This window comes from Roseomonas sp. TAS13 (assembly GCF_001950415.1).
In the GTDB taxonomy this organism is placed as follows: domain Bacteria; phylum Pseudomonadota; class Alphaproteobacteria; order Acetobacterales; family Acetobacteraceae; genus Roseomonas; species Roseomonas mucosa.
On sequence record NZ_BDLP01000064.1, the window covers coordinates 1 to 17,004 of the forward strand.

The following is a 17,004-nucleotide window of genomic DNA, read 5'->3' on the forward strand; positions in this document are numbered from 1 at the left end:
GTAAGCGCGGCCACGAGGCCCTTGGTGCTTTGGGTTGACGGTCAGCCCGAGGCGGTGGCGGCCCAGCACCAGGGCATGAGTTCGTCGAGGCGGCTATTGGGCCAGCCGCCGACGAGCCGGGTGAGCAGGTCGGCGAGGTAGCGCTGCGGGTCGACGCCATTGAGCTTGCACGTCTCCACGAGGGAGGCGACGGCCGCCCAGCGGGCGCCCCCGTCGTCACCGGAGGCGAACAGCGCGTTTTTCCGGGAAAGGCAGAGCGGTCGGATGGCGCGTTCGACGGTGTTGCTATCCATCTCGATCCGGCCGTCGTCGAGGAACCGCACGAGACCGTCCTGGTGGTTCAGAGCGTAGCGGATCGCCTCCGCGGTCGGGCTGCTGCCGGGCAGGCGCGCGAGGGCCTCCCGCAGCCAGGCGAACAGCTCCTCGACGAGAGGGCGGCTCCTGGCCTGGCGGGCGGACTGCCGGACCTCCGGGAGGCTGCCCCTGACCTCCGCCTCGACGGCGTAGAGGGCGGCGATGCGTCGCAGGGCTTCGGCCGCGATCGGCGCTGTCTTGCCCTTCGCCAGCGGGATGAACTCGCGACGGACGTGCGACCAACAGAACGCGAGCGTCATGCTCCGCTCGGCGGCGATCGCCTTGTAGACGCCGTAGCCATCGCACTGGAGGATGCCGCCGTAGTTCCGGAGCAGCGCGCGGCCATGCTCGGCGCCGCGGCCCGGGGCGTAGTGGAACACCACGGCAGGCGGGTCCGTCCCGCCCCAGGGCCGGTCGTCGCGCGCGAGTGCCCAGGCGTAGCCCTTCTTCGTCTGGCCGCGCCCCGGGTCGAGCACCGGCATCGTGGTCTCGTCGGCGAACAGCTTCGGCGAGGTGAGCAGGATCTCGTGCATCCGGCGCACGACGGGCAGCACCTCGTGGGCCGCCGTGCCGGTCCAATCCGCCAGCACCTCCCGCCCGATCTCGATCCCCTGCCGCAGCAGGATCTGGGACTGGCGGTAGAGGGGCAGGTGGTCGGCGTAGCGCGACACCAGCACGTGGGCGACGGTGGCCTCCGTCGGCACCCCGCCCTCGACCAGGCGGGGTGGCGCCGAGGCCTGCAGCACGGTGCCGGGACAGGCCCGGCAGGCGAACTTCGGGCGGCGCGTGACGAGAACTTGGAACCTCGCCGGGATCACGTCCAGCCGCTCCGACGTGTCAGTCCCGATCTCGACGAGCGCGCCGTCGCAGCAGGGGCAGGTCATTGTCTCCGGCGCCAGCACCACCTCGACGCGGGGCAGGTGCGCGGGCAACCGCCCGCGCCCGGCACGGCGACGCCTGATCGTCCCCTCTCGCTGCTCGGGGGAGGTCTTGGCCACCTCGGCCGCGGCCTCGGCGATGGAGGCCTCAAGCTCCTCGAACGCGAAGTGGAGCTGATCCTCTGGCAGGCGCTCGGACCGCTTGCCGAACTGCATCCGCCGGAGCTTCTCCAGCAGGTGGCGCAGCCGTTCGTTCCGCTCCGCCAGCGCGTCACGCTCGGCCGCGATGCCGTCTCGCTCCGCCTCCAGCGCATCGCACCGGGACAACGCCGCAGCGAGCAGCGCCCGCAGGGCCGCGGGGTCGTCCGGGAAGTCCGCCGTCTCGGTGTCGGCCGCGCGCATCGCACGCCGAGCTTATGCAGCCGCGGTCGGCCTGGGAATCCGTTTCAGCGTCTGCATGCGCGACCAATCGAAGCCATCGAACAGCGCCGCGAACTCGACTGGGCTGAGCCGCATCACCCCATTGACGATCGGCGGCCAGCGAAACACGTTGCCCTCGAGCTGCTTCCAGACCAGCACGAGGCCGGATGCGTCCCAAACCAGGATCTTGATCCGGTCCGCGCGGCGCGAGCGGAACACCAGGACCACGCCCGAGAACGGATCCTGCCCCAGCATCTCGGCGGCCAGCGCCGCCAGGCCATGCGCCCCCTTGCGGAAGTCCACGGGCTGGGTCGCGAGGAGGATGCGTGCGCCCGCCGGGAGCGCGATCACGCCTCCAGCGCCGCAGCCAGCCGGGCGACCACCGCCGCGTCCGCCTCACCCCCCACCCGCAGCACGCGGCCGTTCCGCAGCACAACCTCGATCGCTGCCCCGACCGTCTCCCGCACCGGCGTGACCGCCTCTGCCACCGCGGCCGGGACGCCTGGCCCAACCACCAGCGGTACCAGCTGCGGCGGGCGCGGGGCCGTCTTGCGTTTCACCGGCCTGCCCTCGGCCTCGCGCCGCCAACGGTGGATCAGGCTCGGCGAGATGCCGTGCCGCTGGGCCACCTCCAGCACCCGTGCCCCCGGCTCGGAAGCCTCGGCCAGGAACGCTGCCTTCTCCTCGGCCGTGTAGTCCCGCCGTGCGCCGCGAGTGACGATCTCCACCCGCTCCACCGCCCCAGTGCTAGCACCAGTGCTGGCACTCGTGTTCGCCACCCATCGCGCCATCGCCATACCTCCGCGACGGCTTACCTCGCGGCATCAGCAGACCGGATCAAGAAGGGCGGTCACGCCGCGCTTACCCTATTCCATGCCGATCCACAGATGGACAACAGCAGACTTCTCTCGTGGAGGTTTCCTCAACTGTCAGAGAATATGATTTGCATGCCCTCAGGCGAACGATCCGAGGCCCCAAGTGGCGCCGTCTACGATGGCGATGGCAAGCTCGTCATGGGCAGCGGGCCTGCTTTTTCGCTTGGCCTTGTCACGGAATGCATCTTCCAGGCTGTGCTGCACCACCTGGATGAGCCTGGGAACACGATAGACGCGGGAGACCGCCTCTGGCTCCTGCCCCAGGGCTTGGTTCCCGGCGCTGCGATGCCCGAGCATGTTCTGGCCGGCCTCGCTGCCATCGTAAGAGCCGGGCGCAAGGTCGTCGTGATGGGCCACAGCACCGAGGCCGGCAACTGGGCCTGCCAAGCCATCGAGCAGGCACTCGATGCGAACCAGGGCAGCGCATAAGCGCGCCGCGACGGCCTATGATGGCCTCGCGGCCGGGTGCCCGTGGAAGGCAGAGCGATCCTGGAATTGCGGGTCGCTAGGCCGTCTCCCGCAACACATAGGTATAGAAGCGCACCTGCCCGTCCGGATCGGTTTCCCGGTAAAGGCCCTGGATCTCGTTCTCGAAGCCAGGAAAGCGGTTCGCCGCCCGCTCGAAGGCCTTCAGGTAGTCGATCATCGGCCGTGAAGCCTCGCCCAGCCTCTCGCCTGGAATGACCGTGGCGATCCCGGGTGGATAGACCAGCCAGAGCGTGACCGCGACACGGCCGAAGCACTCATCCAGCGGCACGTAGTCCACCCGGTTCCGCACCAGTTCGCGCACCGCCTCGTGCGGCGGCATCACCATCTCCGGGAAGTGCCCAGCCTGGAACTGCGCGGCCTGCAATCCGCTGACATCCTGGGCTCGGTAGAAGTCGTGCATCTCCGCGCAGAGCTCGCGCAGGCGCAGCCCGGCATAGCGCTTCGGCCGCCGTGCGACGAAGCCGGGGATGACCTCCTCCAGCGGCGCGTTCTGGTCGTGCAGCTTCTTGAAGGTGACCAGATGGGACAGCAACGTGCCTGCCTTGCTGCTCTCGCTGCCGGGCGTGAGCAGGAAAAGCAGGCTGTTCAGGTCGTTCTTCTCCGGCACGATGCGGTTCTGGCGCAGATACTCCGCCACCACCGGAGCCGGCACGCCATGCCGGGCATAGCCGCCATCGGTAAAGCCCGGCGTCAGCACCGTCAGCTTGTTCGGATCGGTCATCGCCCAGCCCGCCGGCACATCGCCGAAACCATGCCAGTCCTCGCCCGGGCGGAACTCCCAGTGCTCGGGATTGGCAGCCAACAGATCGGTCGGCACCTCCTCCCAGGGCGTGGGCACGCCATCCAGCCTCACGGTCTTCGGCACGAAGGGTTCAAAGAACCATCGGCGTGCCGGGTCCGCCTCCTTCTCCGCCATCTCGCGCGCGGTGAAACGCAGCTTCTTGCGCATCTCGATGCCGAGGCGGACGGTGTCGTCCCACAGCACCTCGCCGGAACGGCCCTTCATCATCTGCGCGCCCACGTCGAGCGAGGCGAAGAGCGGGTAGAAAGGGCTGGTCGAGGCGTGCAGCAGGTACATCTCGTTGAAGCGGCGGTGCCCGACGCGGCGCCGCTGCTCACCGAGATGGCTGTCCTTCACATGGATCTGCGAGGCCTGGGAGAAGCTGGCGAGCTGCTTGTGGGTGCTCTGCGTCACCAGGATGCCCGGCGCGTCGGGGCCCAGCTTCTCCAGCCCCATGCCGAAGCGGCCGCGGAAGAGCGGATGGAACTTCATGAAGCCCGCCCAGGCCTCGTCAAAGAGGATGTAGTCGCAGAGATGGCCGATGCGGTTCAGCACCTCCTCGGCGGAATAGATCGTGCCGTCATAGGTGCACTGCTCGATCACCGCGGCGCGGAAGGGGCGCGGCCGGCGCCAGGCCTCGGCATCGCTCACCAGCGGGTTGGTGCGGATCGCCTCGCGCAGCCGCTCCTCCGACAGCGCGCCCTTCAGCATCGGCCCGATCAGCCCATGCGGGTTGCGCGCCGTCTCCACGAAGATCGGCAGGGCGCCGCTGAGGAAGAGCGCGCCGTGATGCGCCGCCTTGTGGTTGTTGCGGTCGAACAGCACCAGGTCGCCCTCGGCCAGCAGGGCGTTCAGCGCGATCTTGTTGGAGGTGGAGGTGCCGTTCAGCACGAAGTAGGTACGCTCGGCCCCGAAGATCTTCGCCGCCTCGCGCTGCGCCTTCAGGGCCGGACCCTCATGCGTCAGCAGGTCGCCAAGTTGCAGCACGGAATTGTCGAGGTCGTCGCGGAACACCGCCTCGCCCAGATGCTCGACGAAGATCCGCCCGATCGGGCTGCGGCTGTAGAACATGCCGCCGTTGTGGCCAGGGCAGGTCCAGAGCTGGTTGCCCTGCTCGGCGTAATCGACCAGCGCCCCGAAGAAGGGGGTCTTCAGCGTCTCCGCATACTGCCGCAGCCGGGAAACGAGGTTCTTGGCGATGAATTCCGGCGTTTCCTCGGCCAGGAAGACGAAGCCGTCCACATCGTCCAGCACATCGACCGGGATGTCCTCCAGCCGCCGGCGGCGCACTAGCAGGAAGATCGGCACCTCCGTACCGCGCCGTCGGACCAGCGAGATCAGGGCCGCCGCCTTGCCCTGGAGGCCCTTCTTGCCCCAGTCCACCACAACGCAGCCGATCGCTGCATCGGTGCGGACCACCAGCTCGGCATCCTCGTCCCGCCGGGCCCGCAGCACGGCATACCCCATGCCCTCGATCTCGGTGAGGATCTGCCGCAGCCGGGCGCCCTCCAGATCGGCCTCGTCGAAAGCCGGGGCACAGACCAGGAACTTGAAACGACGGGCGTATTCCATCCGGATCTCCCTACAGGCGGCATGGCCGGCGGGCTGACCCTGATCATGCGCGCCCTGCCGGATCAAGCGGGTTGCCTATGACCCTTCCGTGAAATTGAAGCCTTCCCCAGCGCCTGTCAGCGGCCGTGCCGCGGGTGTTTCTTTCCGTCCGGCATGGGAGCGACATTGTCGGAAGGACCCGCCGATCGCCGGCCGAACCCACCCCGACCAACGGTACGATCGCGCACGAAAATGCCGGCCCGGGCCAGTACCCGGGCCGGCCAGGATCAACCCATGGTGGGCATCACGAATTCCGCGCCGGAGCGGAAGCCGCCTGAGGGCCAGCGGGTCGTGATGGTCTTGAGCTTCGTGTAGAAGCGCACGCCTTCCGGCCCGTGCATGTGGTGGTCGCCGAAGAGCGAGGCCTTCCAGCCGCCGAAGGAATGGAAGGCCATCGGCACCGGGATGGGCACGTTGATGCCGACCATGCCGACCTGGATGCCATGGGCGAATTCCCGCGCTGCCTCGCCGTCGCGGGTGAAGATCGAGGTGCCGTTGCCGAACTCATGCTCGTTGATGAGCTTCGCGGCGGCGGCGTAATCGCCCGCGCGCACCACCGAGAGGACAGGGCCGAAGATCTCCTCGCGGTAGATCGACATTTCCGGCGTCACATGGTCGAACAGCGTGCCGCCGATGAAGAAGCCGTCCTCGTAGCCCTGCATGCGGAAGTCGCGGCCATCGACCACCAGCGTCGCGCCCTCCTTCACGCCGGCATCGACATAGCCGCGCACCTTGTCGCGGTGCTGGCGCGTGACCAGCGGCCCCATCTCGGCATCGGCCTCGGTGCCCGGGCCGATCTTCAGGGCGCGGACCTTGGGCTCCAGCTTCGCGATCAGGGCCTCGGCCGTGCGCTCGCCGACCGGCACGGCCACGGAGATCGCCATGCAGCGCTCGCCGGCCGAGCCGTAGGCCGCGCCCATCAGCGCATCCACCGCCTGATCCATGTCGGCGTCTGGCAGGATGACCATGTGGTTCTTGGCGCCGCCCAGCGCCTGGCAGCGCTTGCCCGTCTTCGCGGCGGTCTCGTAGATGTAGCGCGCGATGGGCGTCGAGCCGACGAAGCTCACCGCGCTGATGCCGGGATGCTGCAGCAGCGCATCCACCGCCTCCTTGTCGCCCTGCACCACGCTGAACACGCCCGGCGGCAGCCCGGCCTCGGCGAGAAGCTCCGCCAGGATCAGGCTGGTCGAAGGGTCACGCTCGGAGGGCTTGAGGATGAAGCAGTTGCCGCAGGCCAGGGCGACCGGGAACATCCACATCGGCACCATGGCCGGGAAGTTGAAGGGCGTGATGCCCGCGACCACGCCCAGCGGCTGGCGCAGGGAGTGGCTGTCGATGCGGGTGCCGACATTCTCCGTCACCTCGCCCTTCAGCAGCTGGGGCGCGGCGGTGGCGAACTCCACGACCTCGATGCCGCGCGTCAGCTCACCCTTGGCATCGGAGAGAACCTTGCCGTGCTCGGCGGTGATCGCGGCGGCGATGCGGTCCGCATCGCGCTCCAGCAGGGCCAGGAACCTGTTCAGGATACGGGCGCGGCGCAGCGGCGGAGTGGCGGCCCAGGCCGGGAAGGCCTTCAGCGCCGCCTGCACCGCGGCATCGACGTCGCGGGCGCTGGCCAGCGGGACCTCCCCCGTCTGCTCGCCGGTGGCGGGGTTGTAGACCGGGGCCGTGCGGCCGCCGCGGCCCTCGAAGCTCTCGCCGCCGATGAAATGCGGAATCCAGGTGGCCATGCGTCTCGTCTCCCATTCTCCCGGCGGAACGGCGTGGCGCCACCGGCGCATCCTGCGATAAGGCTCGACCGAACGCACATCAATGGGCAGAATTGCACCCTCGATGTGCGGGAATTGATGTCACCCCATGAACTGGGACCGTGTCCGGATTTTCCTGGCCGTGGCACGCGCGGGGCAGATCCTGGCCGCCGCCCGGGAACTGAAGCTGAACCATGCCACCGTGGGCCGGCAGATCTCCGCCCTGGAGCGCGAGATCGGGGCCAAGCTGCTGGACCGCCGGAACCAGGGCTGCGTGCTGACCAGTGCCGGTGAGGCCCTGCTCGCCACGGCGGAGCGGGCGGAGTCCGAGTTCCTGCGGCTGGGCTCCCAGTTGAACAGCATGGAAGGGGCCGTCAGCGGCACCGTCCGCATCGGGGCGCCGGACGGTCTCGGCAACTACGTGCTGGCGGGGCAGTTGGCCGGGCTGGCGGAACAGAATCCCGGCCTGGTCATCCAGCTTGTGCCCCTGCCCCGCACCTTCTCCCTGTCGCGGCGCGAGGCGGACCTGGCGATCACGCTGGAGCGCCCCGAGCAGGGCCGGCTGATCGTCACCAAGCTCACCGACTACACCCTCAGCGTCTATGCCTCGGAAGCCTATCTCGCACGCACCGGACCGATCGCCCGGCCGGCGGAACTGTCGGGCCGCCTCTTCGTCACGAATGTCGAGGACTACGTATACAGCCGCGCCCTGGACTACGCCGCCGCCCTGCGCCGCGTGATCGGGGCGCGCTACGAATGCGGCAGCGTGGTGGCCCAGATGGAAGCCGTCCGGGCCGGCCATGGCGTCGGCATCCTGCACGACTATGCCGCCGGTTCCTTCCCCGAACTGCGGCGCGTCCTTCCGGAGATACGCTTCCTGCGGAGCTACTGGCTGATCTCCCATCCCGACACGCATGACACGCAGCGGGTCCAGCTCACCCGCCGGCATATCCTTTCGGGCATCCGGGCCGAGGCCGCGCGGTTCGTGCAGCCGGGCTCGTCCGCCGCCCTGACTCAGGAGCAAGCCTGCTGACCCGGGAGAAGGCACCACGCCCGATCCCTTCCCCCGTTGCTGCGATCTGCTCTAGAGCCTGGGTCCGCCCCAACCGCCACGGAAAGCCTGATGCCCATCGGATCCATGTACGAGATGCCCGGCCACCTGATCCGGCGGGCGCATCAGATCTCGGGCGCCATCTTCACGGCACGGCTGGCAGGCTTCGACATCACCTCGGTGCAGTATGCCGCGATGGTGGCGATTGCCTCCCAGCCAGGGATCGACGCGACGCGGCTTTCGGACCTGATCGCCTTTGACCGGGCGACACTCGGCGGCGTGCTCGACCGGCTGGAGGCCAAGGGCCTCATCGCGCGCCAGCCGTCGCGCCAGGACAGGCGCGTCAAGACCATCACCCTGACCGTGGATGGAAGCGCCCTGCTGGAAACCGTGAAGGACCGGGTGCTGGCCGCCCAGGCGGAGATGATGCATTCCCTTTCGGAAGCGGAACAGGCTCAGTTCATCGCGCTGCTCAAGAAATTCGTGGAGCGGGTCCCGGAAGAAGATTGACAGCATGCATACTTTATGTGTTCATCCTTTCTATGGGGTAAGCCATACGGAAGGGCGTGACGGGCCCGCTCTGCCGATGCCACTCGCATCCGGCGCCGCTCGTCCCCCCGCCGAAGCTGGCGATCCAGGGAGGAGTGAGCATGCAGTTCCATCTCAATGGCTTCCACGCGGGCGATCCGGAAGCCGCCAGGGTCGATCCCCCTGTCCCCGGTGCCACGCCAGCGCCGTTGCCCGGGACGACCGATGTCCTGATCGTCGGCTGCGGCCCGGCCGGCCTGACACTGGCGGCGCAGCTGGCGGCCTTCCCGGGGATTTCGACGCGCATCGTGGAGCAGAAGGCCGGTCCGCTGATGCTGGGCCAGGCCGATGGCATCGCCTGCCGCACGATGGAGATGTTCAACGCCTTCGGCTTCGCCGAGCGTGTGCTGCGCGAGGCGTACTGGGTCAACGAGCTGGTGTTCTGGAAGCCGGACAGCACCCGGCGCGACGCCATCTATCGCAGCGACCGCATCCGGGATACGGAGGAGGGGCTTTCGGAGTTCCCGCACGTCATCCTCAACCAGGCCCGGGTGCATGACTTCTACCTGGAGACGATGCGGCGCGGCGCCTCGCCCATCGTGCCGGACTACCACCGCCGCCTCGCCAGCCTGGAGGTCTCGACGGAGCCGGATGTTTCCCACCCCGTGACGGCCCGCTTCGAACGCCTCGATCCCGGGCATGAGGGAGAGGTGGAGGCCATCCGGGCCCGCTACGCGGTCGGCTGCGATGGCGCCCGCAGCGCCGTGCGGCGCGAGATCGGCCTCAGCCTGGAAGGCGCCTCCGCCAACCAGGCCTGGGGCGTGATGGACGTGCTCGCGGTCACCGACTTTCCCGATATCCGCCTGAAATGCGTGATCCATTCGGCGGCGGGGAACATGGTGATCATCCCCCGCGAGGGCGGCTATCTCGTGCGGCTCTATATCGAGATGGACAAGCTCGCCGAGAACGAGCGTGTCGCCAGTCGCCAGATCACCGTCGATCACCTGATCGCGGCCGCGCGGCGCATCCTCAGTCCTTATACGCTGGAGGTTAAGGAGGTGGCCTGGTGGTCCGTCTATGAGATCGGCCAGCGCCTGTGCGGCCGCTTCGACGATGTGCCAACGGCGGCGAAGGCCACGCGCCCACCCCGCGTCTTCATCGCCGGCGATGCCTGCCATACGCACAGCCCCAAGGCCGGGCAGGGCATGAACGTTTCCATGCAGGATGCCTTCAACCTCGGCTGGAAGCTGGCCGCGGTACTGCGGGGGCAGGTCGATCCCGCGCTGCTCGCCACCTATTCAGTGGAACGCCACGCCGTGGCGGAAGAACTGATCGCCTTCGACCGGAAGCTGGCCCGGATGCTGTCCCTGCCGCCCAAGGACCCCCACGACCCGGACAGCGAAGGCGTCGATCCGGCCGAGTTCCAGGCATATTTCGTGCAGCAGGGCCGCTTCACGGCTGGCACGGCGATGCGCTACGCGCCTTCGGCGATCACCGGGGCTGCGACGCACCAGCATCTCGCGGAAGGCTTAGCCATCGGCATGCGCTTCCACTCCGCGCCGGTCATCCGCCTGGCGGATGCCAAGCCGATGCATCTGGGCCACACGGTGCAGGCCGATGGCCGCTGGCGCCTCTTCGCCTTCGCGGCGGCGGAGGACCCGGCGGCCCCGTCATCCCGCATCCAGGCGCTTTGCCGGTTCCTGGAAGGGGACGCGGCCTCGCCGATCCGGCGCCATACCCCGGAGGGAGAGGACATCGACGCGGTGATCGACCTGCGGGCGATCTTCCAGCAGCCGCACCGCGAGCTGGCCTTCGGCGCCATGCCCGCCCTGCTGCGCCCGGCGAAAGGGCGCCATGGCCTCGTGGACCACGAGAAGATGTTCTGCCCGGTGGTGGCGAATGGCCAGGATATCTTCGACCTTCGCGGGATCGACCGCGGGCATGGGTGCGTGGTGATCGTCAGGCCGGACCAGCACGTGGCGCATGTCCTGTCCCTGGAGGACCATGCGGGGATCGCCGACTTCTTCAGTGCCTTCATGCTGAACGGCCAGCAGGCGGTGCCGCGCCGGGATGGCGCAAGCAAGGCGCCGCTGGGCTTCAGCCAGCAGCCGGCGCTGTAACCGCGGGTCAGGGCCGGGACGCCCGGAGGGGGAGGAGACACCGTGGCCATGCTCGTCGTGGCCACAACCGCCGCAATGCCCACAGCGTGACCAAGGGCGGGCGGGGTATCGGCCGGCGTGCCCTTCTCCGGACCCGGTGCCGGATGTAGGCTTTCCGGAAGCCGATGGACCGCACTGTGGAGGCTTCCATGTCCGATCCCACGATCCGCCTGACCGAACTCGCCCATGGCGGCGGCTGCGGCTGCAAGCTCGCCCCGGCGGTGCTGCGGGAGCTCCTGTCCGAACAGCCCATGGCCGGTCCCTTCCGGCAGTTGCTGGTCGGGACCGAGACCTCGGACGATGCCGCCGTCTGGCAGGTGAACGAGGATCTGGCGGTGATCGCCACCACCGACTTCTTCATGCCGATGGTGGACAACCCGGAAGATTTCGGGCGGATCGCCGCCACCAACGCCCTGTCGGATATCTATGCGATGGGCGGCCAGCCGATCATGGCCCTGGCCATCCTGGGCATGCCGATCAACAAGCTGGAACCGGCGGTGATCCGGCGGATCCTGGCGGGTGGCGCCTCGGTCTGCGCCGAGGCCGGAATTCCCGTGGCCGGTGGCCATTCCATTGACGCGCCGGAGCCGATCTACGGGCTGGCGGTGATCGGCCTCTGCCATCCCGCCCAGGTGCGCCGCAATGCCGGAGCCCAGCCGGGCGATGCGCTGATTCTGACCAAGGGGTTGGGCGTTGGCATCTATTCCGCCGCCATCAAGAAGGGCGCCCTGCCGGACGGGGCCTATGCCGAGATGCTGGCCTCCACCACCCTGCTGAACCGGGTCGGCGCGGAACTGGCCAAGGACCCCGCCGTGCATGGCATCACCGATGTCACCGGCTTCGGCATCCTGGGGCACGCGCTGGAGATGGCGCAGGGTTCCGGCCTGTGCCTGACCCTGCGGCTCGATGACCTGCCCTGGCTGTCCCACGCCGCCGCGCTGGCCGAGCGCGGCTTCATCACCGGCGCCTCCGACCGCAACTGGGCCAGCTATGGCGACAGGATCGCGCTGCCGGCCGGTCTGCCGGACTGGCGGCGTCGGCTGCTGGCCGATCCGCAAACCTCGGGCGGGCTGCTCGTCGCCTGCGCGGAGACGGAAGCGGCCCGCATCCTGTCCGGCATCCGGGAGGCGGGCTATCCTGCCGCTCGCATCGTCGGCCGTGCCGAGCCGGGCGAGGCGCGGGTGGCGGTCGCCTGACGGATGCCGGTGTCTTTCATGCACGCCTGGGCAAACCCGGCGGACCGCCACACGCTTTCCTGTCAGCGATGAAGGAATCTAAGGGGATCGTGTGGCGGCCGGGATGGCACGGCCGGTCCCCCTCCATGGGAGAATGACGATGCGTTCAGGAGCGTTCTGGATCGCCGGGAGCCTGATCCTTGGCCTCGGCACGGCGGCCATGGCCCAGCAGAGCGGCACACCGCCCTCGAAGCAGAGCCTGGACAGCAACGTGGGCTGCCAGGGTGCGACCGAATCCCAGCCGGCAACGCAGCCTGCCAGGGGCAGGAGCGACAGCACCGCCCCTGGCAATGCGGGCAATACAGGCTGGAGCGGCGGGACCGGCGGCTCTTTTATCGGCACCCAGTCCAGCGGAAAGACGCCGCAGTCACGCACCTGGCAACCGGTGACGGCCCGGGGCCTCGATCCGATCAGCGCACCGAAGAAAGCCGCGCCGAACTGCTGACCGGTTCAGTCCACCCGGCCCGGGATCTGTCGGCCGGGTGGGACGGATGCCCCCTGCCCGGCTGCGTCAGGCCGGGTCCAGCCGCAGCCGCAGGCCCTCGGCGTTGAAGAATTCGCCCTCGCGGATCAGGCCACGGTCCTCATGGAGGCCGCGTGTCAGGGAAGCGAGGCGGGCCTTGGCCTCCCGGTCCTCGACCAGCCCTTCCCGCCCGGCCCGGAAGAAGACCACCGCCTCCCATGGCACCCGGGCGCCGGCGAAAAGCGAGACCATATCCGGCCAGCGCGTCTCGTCCCCCACGACGTGGAGATAGGCCGAGCGGAGAGGTTCCACGGTGCTCTCGGCGATCCGCAGCAACACGAAGAGCATGGTGAAGGAACCGGCCTCGCCATAGGTGGCGATCAGCCAATCGTCGAAATCCGTCTCGGCAGGCGTGGTCATCGCGGGCGGGTCATCCGTGGTCCTGGGCCAGTCGGGCAGGCTGGGAATCGGGCCCGGTCGCGGCATAAGTCCGGAACAGGTCGTTCCTGTGGGGATTGATGCGGCGCAAATCGCCCCGGCGCAGGGTCACTCCATGGCGATCCAGGAAGTCCAGGATCTGGATGGCGACCTTCCGGCCGTTGTCCATCCGGTCGCGGAAGGCCGCGGCGGTGATGGTTCCGTCAGGCAAGCGGGCGGCGACATCGTGCGCGATCTCAACCATCTCGGCGGTCGTGGCGCGCAGGAAGAAGTGGTCATGGGCGACCTGATCCACCCGGCCGAGCCGCGCGCAGAGCTTCAGCAGGCGCCGGATCTCCACCTCCTCCGCGCCGACCATTGGAACAAGATCCCGTACCCTCGGCGGGCGGAAACGGTTGGTGCCGCCGATCAGGGGGGCGATGCGGGCGAAGAGGTCCTCGTCCTCCAGTCCCAGGCGCACCTCATGGCCAGGAAGGCGGAGGAAGGCACCCTCCAGCACCAGCCGCCCAGCCCTGGCTTCCTCTTCCAGGATGGCCCGGAAGACGGGCACCGGCAGCCGGGGCTGCAGGAGCATCCGCAGCTGCTCGCGGCCGGTTCCCTGGAGGTCGGGATTCTCCTCATGGAAGCGTGCCAGTTCGGCCAGCAGCGAGGCCTGGAAGACCTGCCACCGGTCCTGGTCCATCACGACATGGAGATCGCCGGTCTTGATGCCGATCAGTTCCGGCAGAGCGGCTAGCGCCTCGCGCTCAGCGGTGGAAAGGGCGCGATCCCTTGCGAAGTCGGACAGTTCCACATGAAACGGCGGCAAGGCGAGCAGTTGCCGGAGCGCCTCGGCCGGTTCCGCCTGCGCCGCGGCATCGAGTTGCTCCAGCCGCTCGGCCGTCCGCCTCTTGCGCGTGGGGCCCCGCAGATCGAGGAAGCGCCCTCCCCCGATCGTCCGCTGCGCCGAGGCATCGCGCAGGATGAAGCGGTCGCCCACTGCGGCGGCGATGGGCCGCTCCAGCACGAGCTGGACCCGGCCCTGGCCGCCGGGAGGGATGGCACCCTCCAGGGGGACGAGGCGAACCCCCACCTCCGCGCTCGCATGGTGCAGCCGGGCCGTGAGCAGGTTGCCGACCGGCTTCGGCTCGCTGTCCAGAAGCCGCAGCCGGGCGTCGATCCGGGCCGTGGGGGCATGCAGGGCCGGGTCCAGGATCATGTCGCCGCGCGAGACGGCATCCCTGGAGATCCCCTCCCCGGTCAGGTTCAGGGCGCAGCGCTGTCCCGCCACGCCGCGTTCGGCGGGCCGGTTCTGGGCATGGACGGAGCGTATCCGGGCCGGCAGGCCGACAGGGCTGACCATGACCGTATCGCCCACCGCCACGGCGCCCGAGAGGACCGTTCCCGTCACCACCGTCCCGGTCCCCGCCAGGACGAAGCTGCGGTCCACCGCCAAGCGGAAGGCCCCGGCTTCCCCACGCGACGCCGTGTCCGCCGCCGCCTGCCAGAGCATGTCCCGGAGGCTGTCCAGCCCCTCGCCGGTCACCGTGGAAACCGGCAGGATCTCCGCCCCCGCCAGACCGGTCGGCGCCAGAACGGCGCGGATCTCCGCCGTCACGGCATCCCGCCGCGCCGGGTCCGCCAGATCCGCCTTGCTGAGTGCGACCACCCCCCGCCGCAGGCCCAGCAGGTCCAGGATGGCCAGATGCTCCAGCGTCTGGGGCATCGGCCCGTCATCGGCGGCCACCACCAGCAGGGCGAAGTCGATCCCGCTCGCGCCGGCCAGCATGGTGTGGACGAAGCGCTCATGGCCCGGGACATCGACGAAGCCGATGCTGCGTCCGGCCTCCGCCAGATAGGCGAAGCCGAGCTCGATGGTGATGCCCCGGGCCTTCTCCTCCTTGAGGCGGTCGGTCTCCACCCCGGTCAGGGCCCGCACGAGGGCGGTCTTGCCGTGATCGATATGGCCGGCGGTTCCGACGATCATGCCACGCCCCCGCTGACTGGCGGCAGCGGCTCGGAGGAGCGGGCCAGGGCCAGGGAAAGCTCCGCTGGTGTCAGGGAGGCGCGGACGGCAGTCAGGAAGGGCCTCGCCAGGTCGCTGCCGCCGCGCGTGGCCCGGAGCAGCCAGGCCATGGCCGCCACGCGGTCCGGTGCGATGCCGGTCCCCAGATGCAGGGCGGCGCCAAGCATGGCCTGCCCATCCGCATCGCCCCGGATCGCCGCGCTGTGCCACCAGCGCGCGGCCTCCGCCACGTCGCGCTCCACACCCTGGGCATTGTGGTGGAACATGCCGAGCCGGGTCATAGCGGGGGCGATGCCCACCCCGGCGGCCGCCAGCGCCCAGCGGCGCGCTTCGGCGAGGTCCATGGCGACCCCGTCCTGCCCCTCCAGCAACATCCGGCTCCAGATATCCTGGGCGATGGGATCACCGCCTTCCGCCGCCGCCCGGTAAAGCCCGGTCGCCCGGGCGGGATCAGCCTCCACCCCCTCGGCACCCTGTCGCAGAAGCGTTGCGAGTTCGCGCTGTGCCCGGGCATGGCCTCCGGCCGCGGCCAGGGCGAGCCATTTCTCCGCCAGCGGCGGATCGGCCGGGATGCCGAGGCCCCGCAGGAAACAGAGACCGATCCCCGCCTGCGCCTCCACGGCGCCGGCCCTGGCCAGGGGTTCCCAGAGCCCCAGGGCCGTCGCGTACTCGCCCCGGGAGAAAGCGGCCTGGGCTTCGGCCAGCGGATCGGGAGCAGGCGGCGTGCCGGGACGCCGCAGACGCTCAAGCCAGCGCATCGGTGGGCATGGCGGCGAGGCTGGCCAGGAAGCCGGGCTCGTCCTCCAGGGTCCGGAGGTCGAGCACCAGGGCACCGTCGCGCAGATAGCCGATCACCGGCCGCGGCAGGTCGCGCAGGGCGGCGGCGAGCCGGTCCAGCCCTACCCCATCCGGTGCGGCCAACCGCAGCCCGGCGCTGGGGATGGTTTCCGCCGGCAGCGCGCCGGAACCGATCTGGCTGCGGCAGGAACAGGGTTCGGCGGTGAAGCCGGGCGGCAGCAGCCCCGACAGAGCCGGGAGCAGGCGCTGGGCCAGGGCCTCGATCTCCGCCAGGGGGCGCGCCAGGAAGCGCAGGGTCGGCAGGCGTTCGATCAGGCGGTCGGGGTCGCGGTACAGCTTCAGCGTCGCCGCCAGGGCCGCGAGGCGAATCTTGTCCAGGCGCAGCGACCGCTTCATCGGGTTGCGGTTGATCGCGGCGATCAGGTCCCGGCGTCCGACGATGAACCCCGCCTGCGGCCCGCCCAGCAGCTTGTCGCCGGAGAAGGTGACGATGTCCGCGCCCTCGGCCACCGCCTCCCGGACCGTCGGTTCCTTCGCGAGGCCGAGGCGCGACAGGTCCACCAGCGTGCCCGAGCCAAGGTCGTTCAGCATCGGCACCCCGGCCGCCCGGGCGATGCCGGCGAGCTCCGCACCCGGTACCGCCTTGGTGAAGCCTTCGATCCGGTAGTTGGAGGGGTGCACCTTGAGGATCAGCCCGATCTCGGGCGAGAGCGCATCCTCGTAGTCCCGGGCATGGGTGCGGTTGGTGGTGCCGACCTCCACCAGCCGCACCCCGGAGCGGGCCATGATGTCGGGCATGCGAAAGGCGCCGCCGATCTCGATCAGCTCCCCGCGCGAGACCAGGGCTCCTCGCCCGGCGCCGAGGGTGTTCAGGGTGATCAGCACGGCGGCGGCGTTGTTGTTGACGACCGTAGCGTCTTCCGCGCCGGTCAGTTCGCGCAGCAGGTCCCGGAGATGATCGTCACGCTCGCCACGCCGCCCCGTGCCGAGGTCGAATTCCAGCGCCACCGCGTCCCGCATGGCCGCCACCGCGGCCTCGATCGCTGCCTCGGCCAGGAGGGCGCGGCCGAGATTGGTGTGCAGCACCGTGCCCGTCAGGTTGAAGAGCGGCCGCAGGTTGGAGCGGTCCCGCACGGCGAGGCGGGCTTCCGCCAGGGCCAGCACCGCGGCC

15 protein-coding genes are annotated in these 17,004 nt (G+C 69.6%); 6 read left to right on the forward strand and 9 right to left on the reverse strand.

Going from position 1 to position 17,004, the window contains the following annotated elements:
- Positions 1-41: 41 nt before the first annotated feature.
- The 3 genes from tnpC to tnpA are packed head-to-tail and all read right to left on the reverse strand — an operon-like array spanning position 42 to position 2,443.
- Entirely contained in the window at positions 42-1,634 is a 1,593-nt protein-coding gene (tnpC, locus tag ROTAS13_RS07760) for an IS66 family transposase (protein WP_075821994.1), read from the reverse strand.
- 12 nt (positions 1,635-1,646) lie between these two features.
- Entirely contained in the window at positions 1,647-2,003 is a 357-nt protein-coding gene (gene tnpB, locus ROTAS13_RS07765) for an IS66 family insertion sequence element accessory protein TnpB (protein WP_075821995.1), read from the reverse strand.
- Complete coding sequence (gene tnpA, locus ROTAS13_RS07770; RefSeq protein ID WP_075821996.1) at positions 2,000-2,443, reverse strand: IS66-like element accessory protein TnpA; 444 nt, start codon at positions 2,441-2,443, stop codon at positions 2,000-2,002. The genes tnpB and tnpA overlap by 4 nt, the downstream gene beginning before the upstream one ends.
- A gap of 156 nt (positions 2,444-2,599) precedes the next feature.
- Here tnpA and ROTAS13_RS07775 point away from each other — a divergent pair, with 156 nt between their 5' ends.
- A complete protein-coding gene (locus ROTAS13_RS07775; protein WP_252572406.1) occupies positions 2,600-2,956 on the forward strand; it encodes a hypothetical protein in 357 nt (118 codons plus the stop codon).
- 76 nt (positions 2,957-3,032) lie between these two features.
- On the opposite strand, the gene ROTAS13_RS07780 is transcribed toward ROTAS13_RS07775, so the two are convergent.
- Both ROTAS13_RS07780 and ROTAS13_RS07785 read right to left on the reverse strand, forming a co-directional pair.
- Entirely contained in the window at positions 3,033-5,369 is a 2,337-nt protein-coding gene (locus ROTAS13_RS07780) for an Orn/Lys/Arg decarboxylase N-terminal domain-containing protein (protein WP_075821998.1), read from the reverse strand.
- 266 nt (positions 5,370-5,635) lie between these two features.
- Complete coding sequence (locus ROTAS13_RS07785; RefSeq protein WP_019462827.1) at positions 5,636-7,138, reverse strand: CoA-acylating methylmalonate-semialdehyde dehydrogenase; 1,503 nt, start codon at positions 7,136-7,138, stop codon at positions 5,636-5,638.
- Between the two features lie 127 nt (positions 7,139-7,265).
- Here ROTAS13_RS07785 and ROTAS13_RS07790 point away from each other — a divergent pair, with 127 nt between their 5' ends.
- The 5 genes from ROTAS13_RS07790 to ROTAS13_RS07810 all read left to right on the forward strand — a co-directional run bounded on the left by ROTAS13_RS07790 (position 7,266) and on the right by ROTAS13_RS07810 (position 12,574).
- Positions 7,266-8,189 carry a LysR family transcriptional regulator gene (locus tag ROTAS13_RS07790; protein ID WP_019462828.1) on the forward strand — a complete coding sequence of 308 codons (924 nt, stop codon included), beginning with the start codon at positions 7,266-7,268 and terminating at the stop codon, positions 8,187-8,189.
- A 90-nt stretch (positions 8,190-8,279) separates the two neighbouring features.
- Positions 8,280-8,717 carry a MarR family winged helix-turn-helix transcriptional regulator gene (locus ROTAS13_RS07795; protein WP_075821999.1) on the forward strand — a complete coding sequence of 146 codons (438 nt, stop codon included), beginning with the start codon at positions 8,280-8,282 and terminating at the stop codon, positions 8,715-8,717.
- A 140-nt stretch (positions 8,718-8,857) separates the two neighbouring features.
- Positions 8,858-10,855, forward strand: a complete 1,998-nt coding sequence (locus ROTAS13_RS07800; protein WP_075822000.1) for an FAD-binding monooxygenase — start codon at positions 8,858-8,860, stop codon at positions 10,853-10,855.
- Between the two features lie 188 nt (positions 10,856-11,043).
- The gene (gene selD, locus ROTAS13_RS07805) at positions 11,044-12,090 is read left to right on the forward strand and encodes a selenide, water dikinase SelD (RefSeq protein ID WP_075822004.1); all 1,047 of its coding nucleotides are present in this window, start codon (positions 11,044-11,046) and stop codon (positions 12,088-12,090) included.
- 139 nt (positions 12,091-12,229) lie between these two features.
- Complete coding sequence (locus ROTAS13_RS07810) at positions 12,230-12,574, forward strand: hypothetical protein (RefSeq protein WP_075822001.1); 345 nt, start codon at positions 12,230-12,232, stop codon at positions 12,572-12,574.
- A gap of 66 nt (positions 12,575-12,640) precedes the next feature.
- On the opposite strand, the gene ROTAS13_RS07815 is transcribed toward ROTAS13_RS07810, so the two are convergent.
- The 4 genes from ROTAS13_RS07815 to selA all read right to left on the reverse strand — a co-directional run.
- Positions 12,641-13,012 (reverse strand): hypothetical protein, encoded by a 372-nt coding sequence (locus tag ROTAS13_RS07815; protein ID WP_019462832.1) that lies wholly within the window; start codon positions 13,010-13,012, stop codon positions 12,641-12,643.
- A 10-nt stretch (positions 13,013-13,022) separates the two neighbouring features.
- Positions 13,023-14,996 carry a selenocysteine-specific translation elongation factor gene (selB, locus tag ROTAS13_RS07820; protein ID WP_075822002.1) on the reverse strand — a complete coding sequence of 658 codons (1,974 nt, stop codon included), beginning with the start codon at positions 14,994-14,996 and terminating at the stop codon, positions 13,023-13,025.
- A complete protein-coding gene (locus ROTAS13_RS07825; RefSeq protein WP_075822003.1) occupies positions 14,993-15,793 on the reverse strand; it encodes a tetratricopeptide repeat protein in 801 nt (266 codons plus the stop codon). Before ROTAS13_RS07825 ends, selB begins: the two co-directional genes overlap by 4 nt.
- Positions 15,780-17,004 (reverse strand): L-seryl-tRNA(Sec) selenium transferase (gene selA, locus ROTAS13_RS07830; RefSeq protein ID WP_075822005.1); only part of this gene is annotated, 1,225 nt, incomplete at its 5' end. The genes ROTAS13_RS07825 and selA, both read right to left, overlap by 14 nt.

What these genes read in the sequence shown, in the direction of transcription:
- ROTAS13_RS07795 (WP_075821999.1), top strand. Translation starts at nt 8,280, where the DNA reads ATGCCCATCGGATCCATGTACGAGATGCCCGGCCACCTGATCCGGCGG.
- tnpA (WP_075821996.1), bottom strand. Translation starts at nt 2,443, where the DNA reads ATGGCGCGATGGGTGGCGAACACGAGTGCCAGCACTGGTGCTAGCACT.
- ROTAS13_RS07815 (WP_019462832.1), bottom strand. Translation starts at nt 13,012, where the DNA reads ATGACCACGCCTGCCGAGACGGATTTCGACGATTGGCTGATCGCCACC.
- selB (WP_075822002.1), bottom strand. Translation starts at nt 14,996, where the DNA reads ATGATCGTCGGAACCGCCGGCCATATCGATCACGGCAAGACCGCCCTC.
- selD (WP_075822004.1), top strand. Translation starts at nt 11,044, where the DNA reads ATGTCCGATCCCACGATCCGCCTGACCGAACTCGCCCATGGCGGCGGC.
- tnpC (WP_075821994.1), bottom strand. Translation starts at nt 1,634, where the DNA reads ATGCGCGCGGCCGACACCGAGACGGCGGACTTCCCGGACGACCCCGCG.
- ROTAS13_RS07780 (WP_075821998.1), bottom strand. Translation starts at nt 5,369, where the DNA reads ATGGAATACGCCCGTCGTTTCAAGTTCCTGGTCTGTGCCCCGGCTTTC.
- ROTAS13_RS07790 (WP_019462828.1), top strand. Translation starts at nt 7,266, where the DNA reads ATGAACTGGGACCGTGTCCGGATTTTCCTGGCCGTGGCACGCGCGGGG.
- ROTAS13_RS07800 (WP_075822000.1), top strand. Translation starts at nt 8,858, where the DNA reads ATGCAGTTCCATCTCAATGGCTTCCACGCGGGCGATCCGGAAGCCGCC.
- ROTAS13_RS07825 (WP_075822003.1), bottom strand. Translation starts at nt 15,793, where the DNA reads ATGCGCTGGCTTGAGCGTCTGCGGCGTCCCGGCACGCCGCCTGCTCCC.
- ROTAS13_RS07810 (WP_075822001.1), top strand. Translation starts at nt 12,230, where the DNA reads ATGCGTTCAGGAGCGTTCTGGATCGCCGGGAGCCTGATCCTTGGCCTC.
- ROTAS13_RS07775 (WP_252572406.1), top strand. Translation starts at nt 2,600, where the DNA reads ATGCCCTCAGGCGAACGATCCGAGGCCCCAAGTGGCGCCGTCTACGAT.
- ROTAS13_RS07785 (WP_019462827.1), bottom strand. Translation starts at nt 7,138, where the DNA reads ATGGCCACCTGGATTCCGCATTTCATCGGCGGCGAGAGCTTCGAGGGC.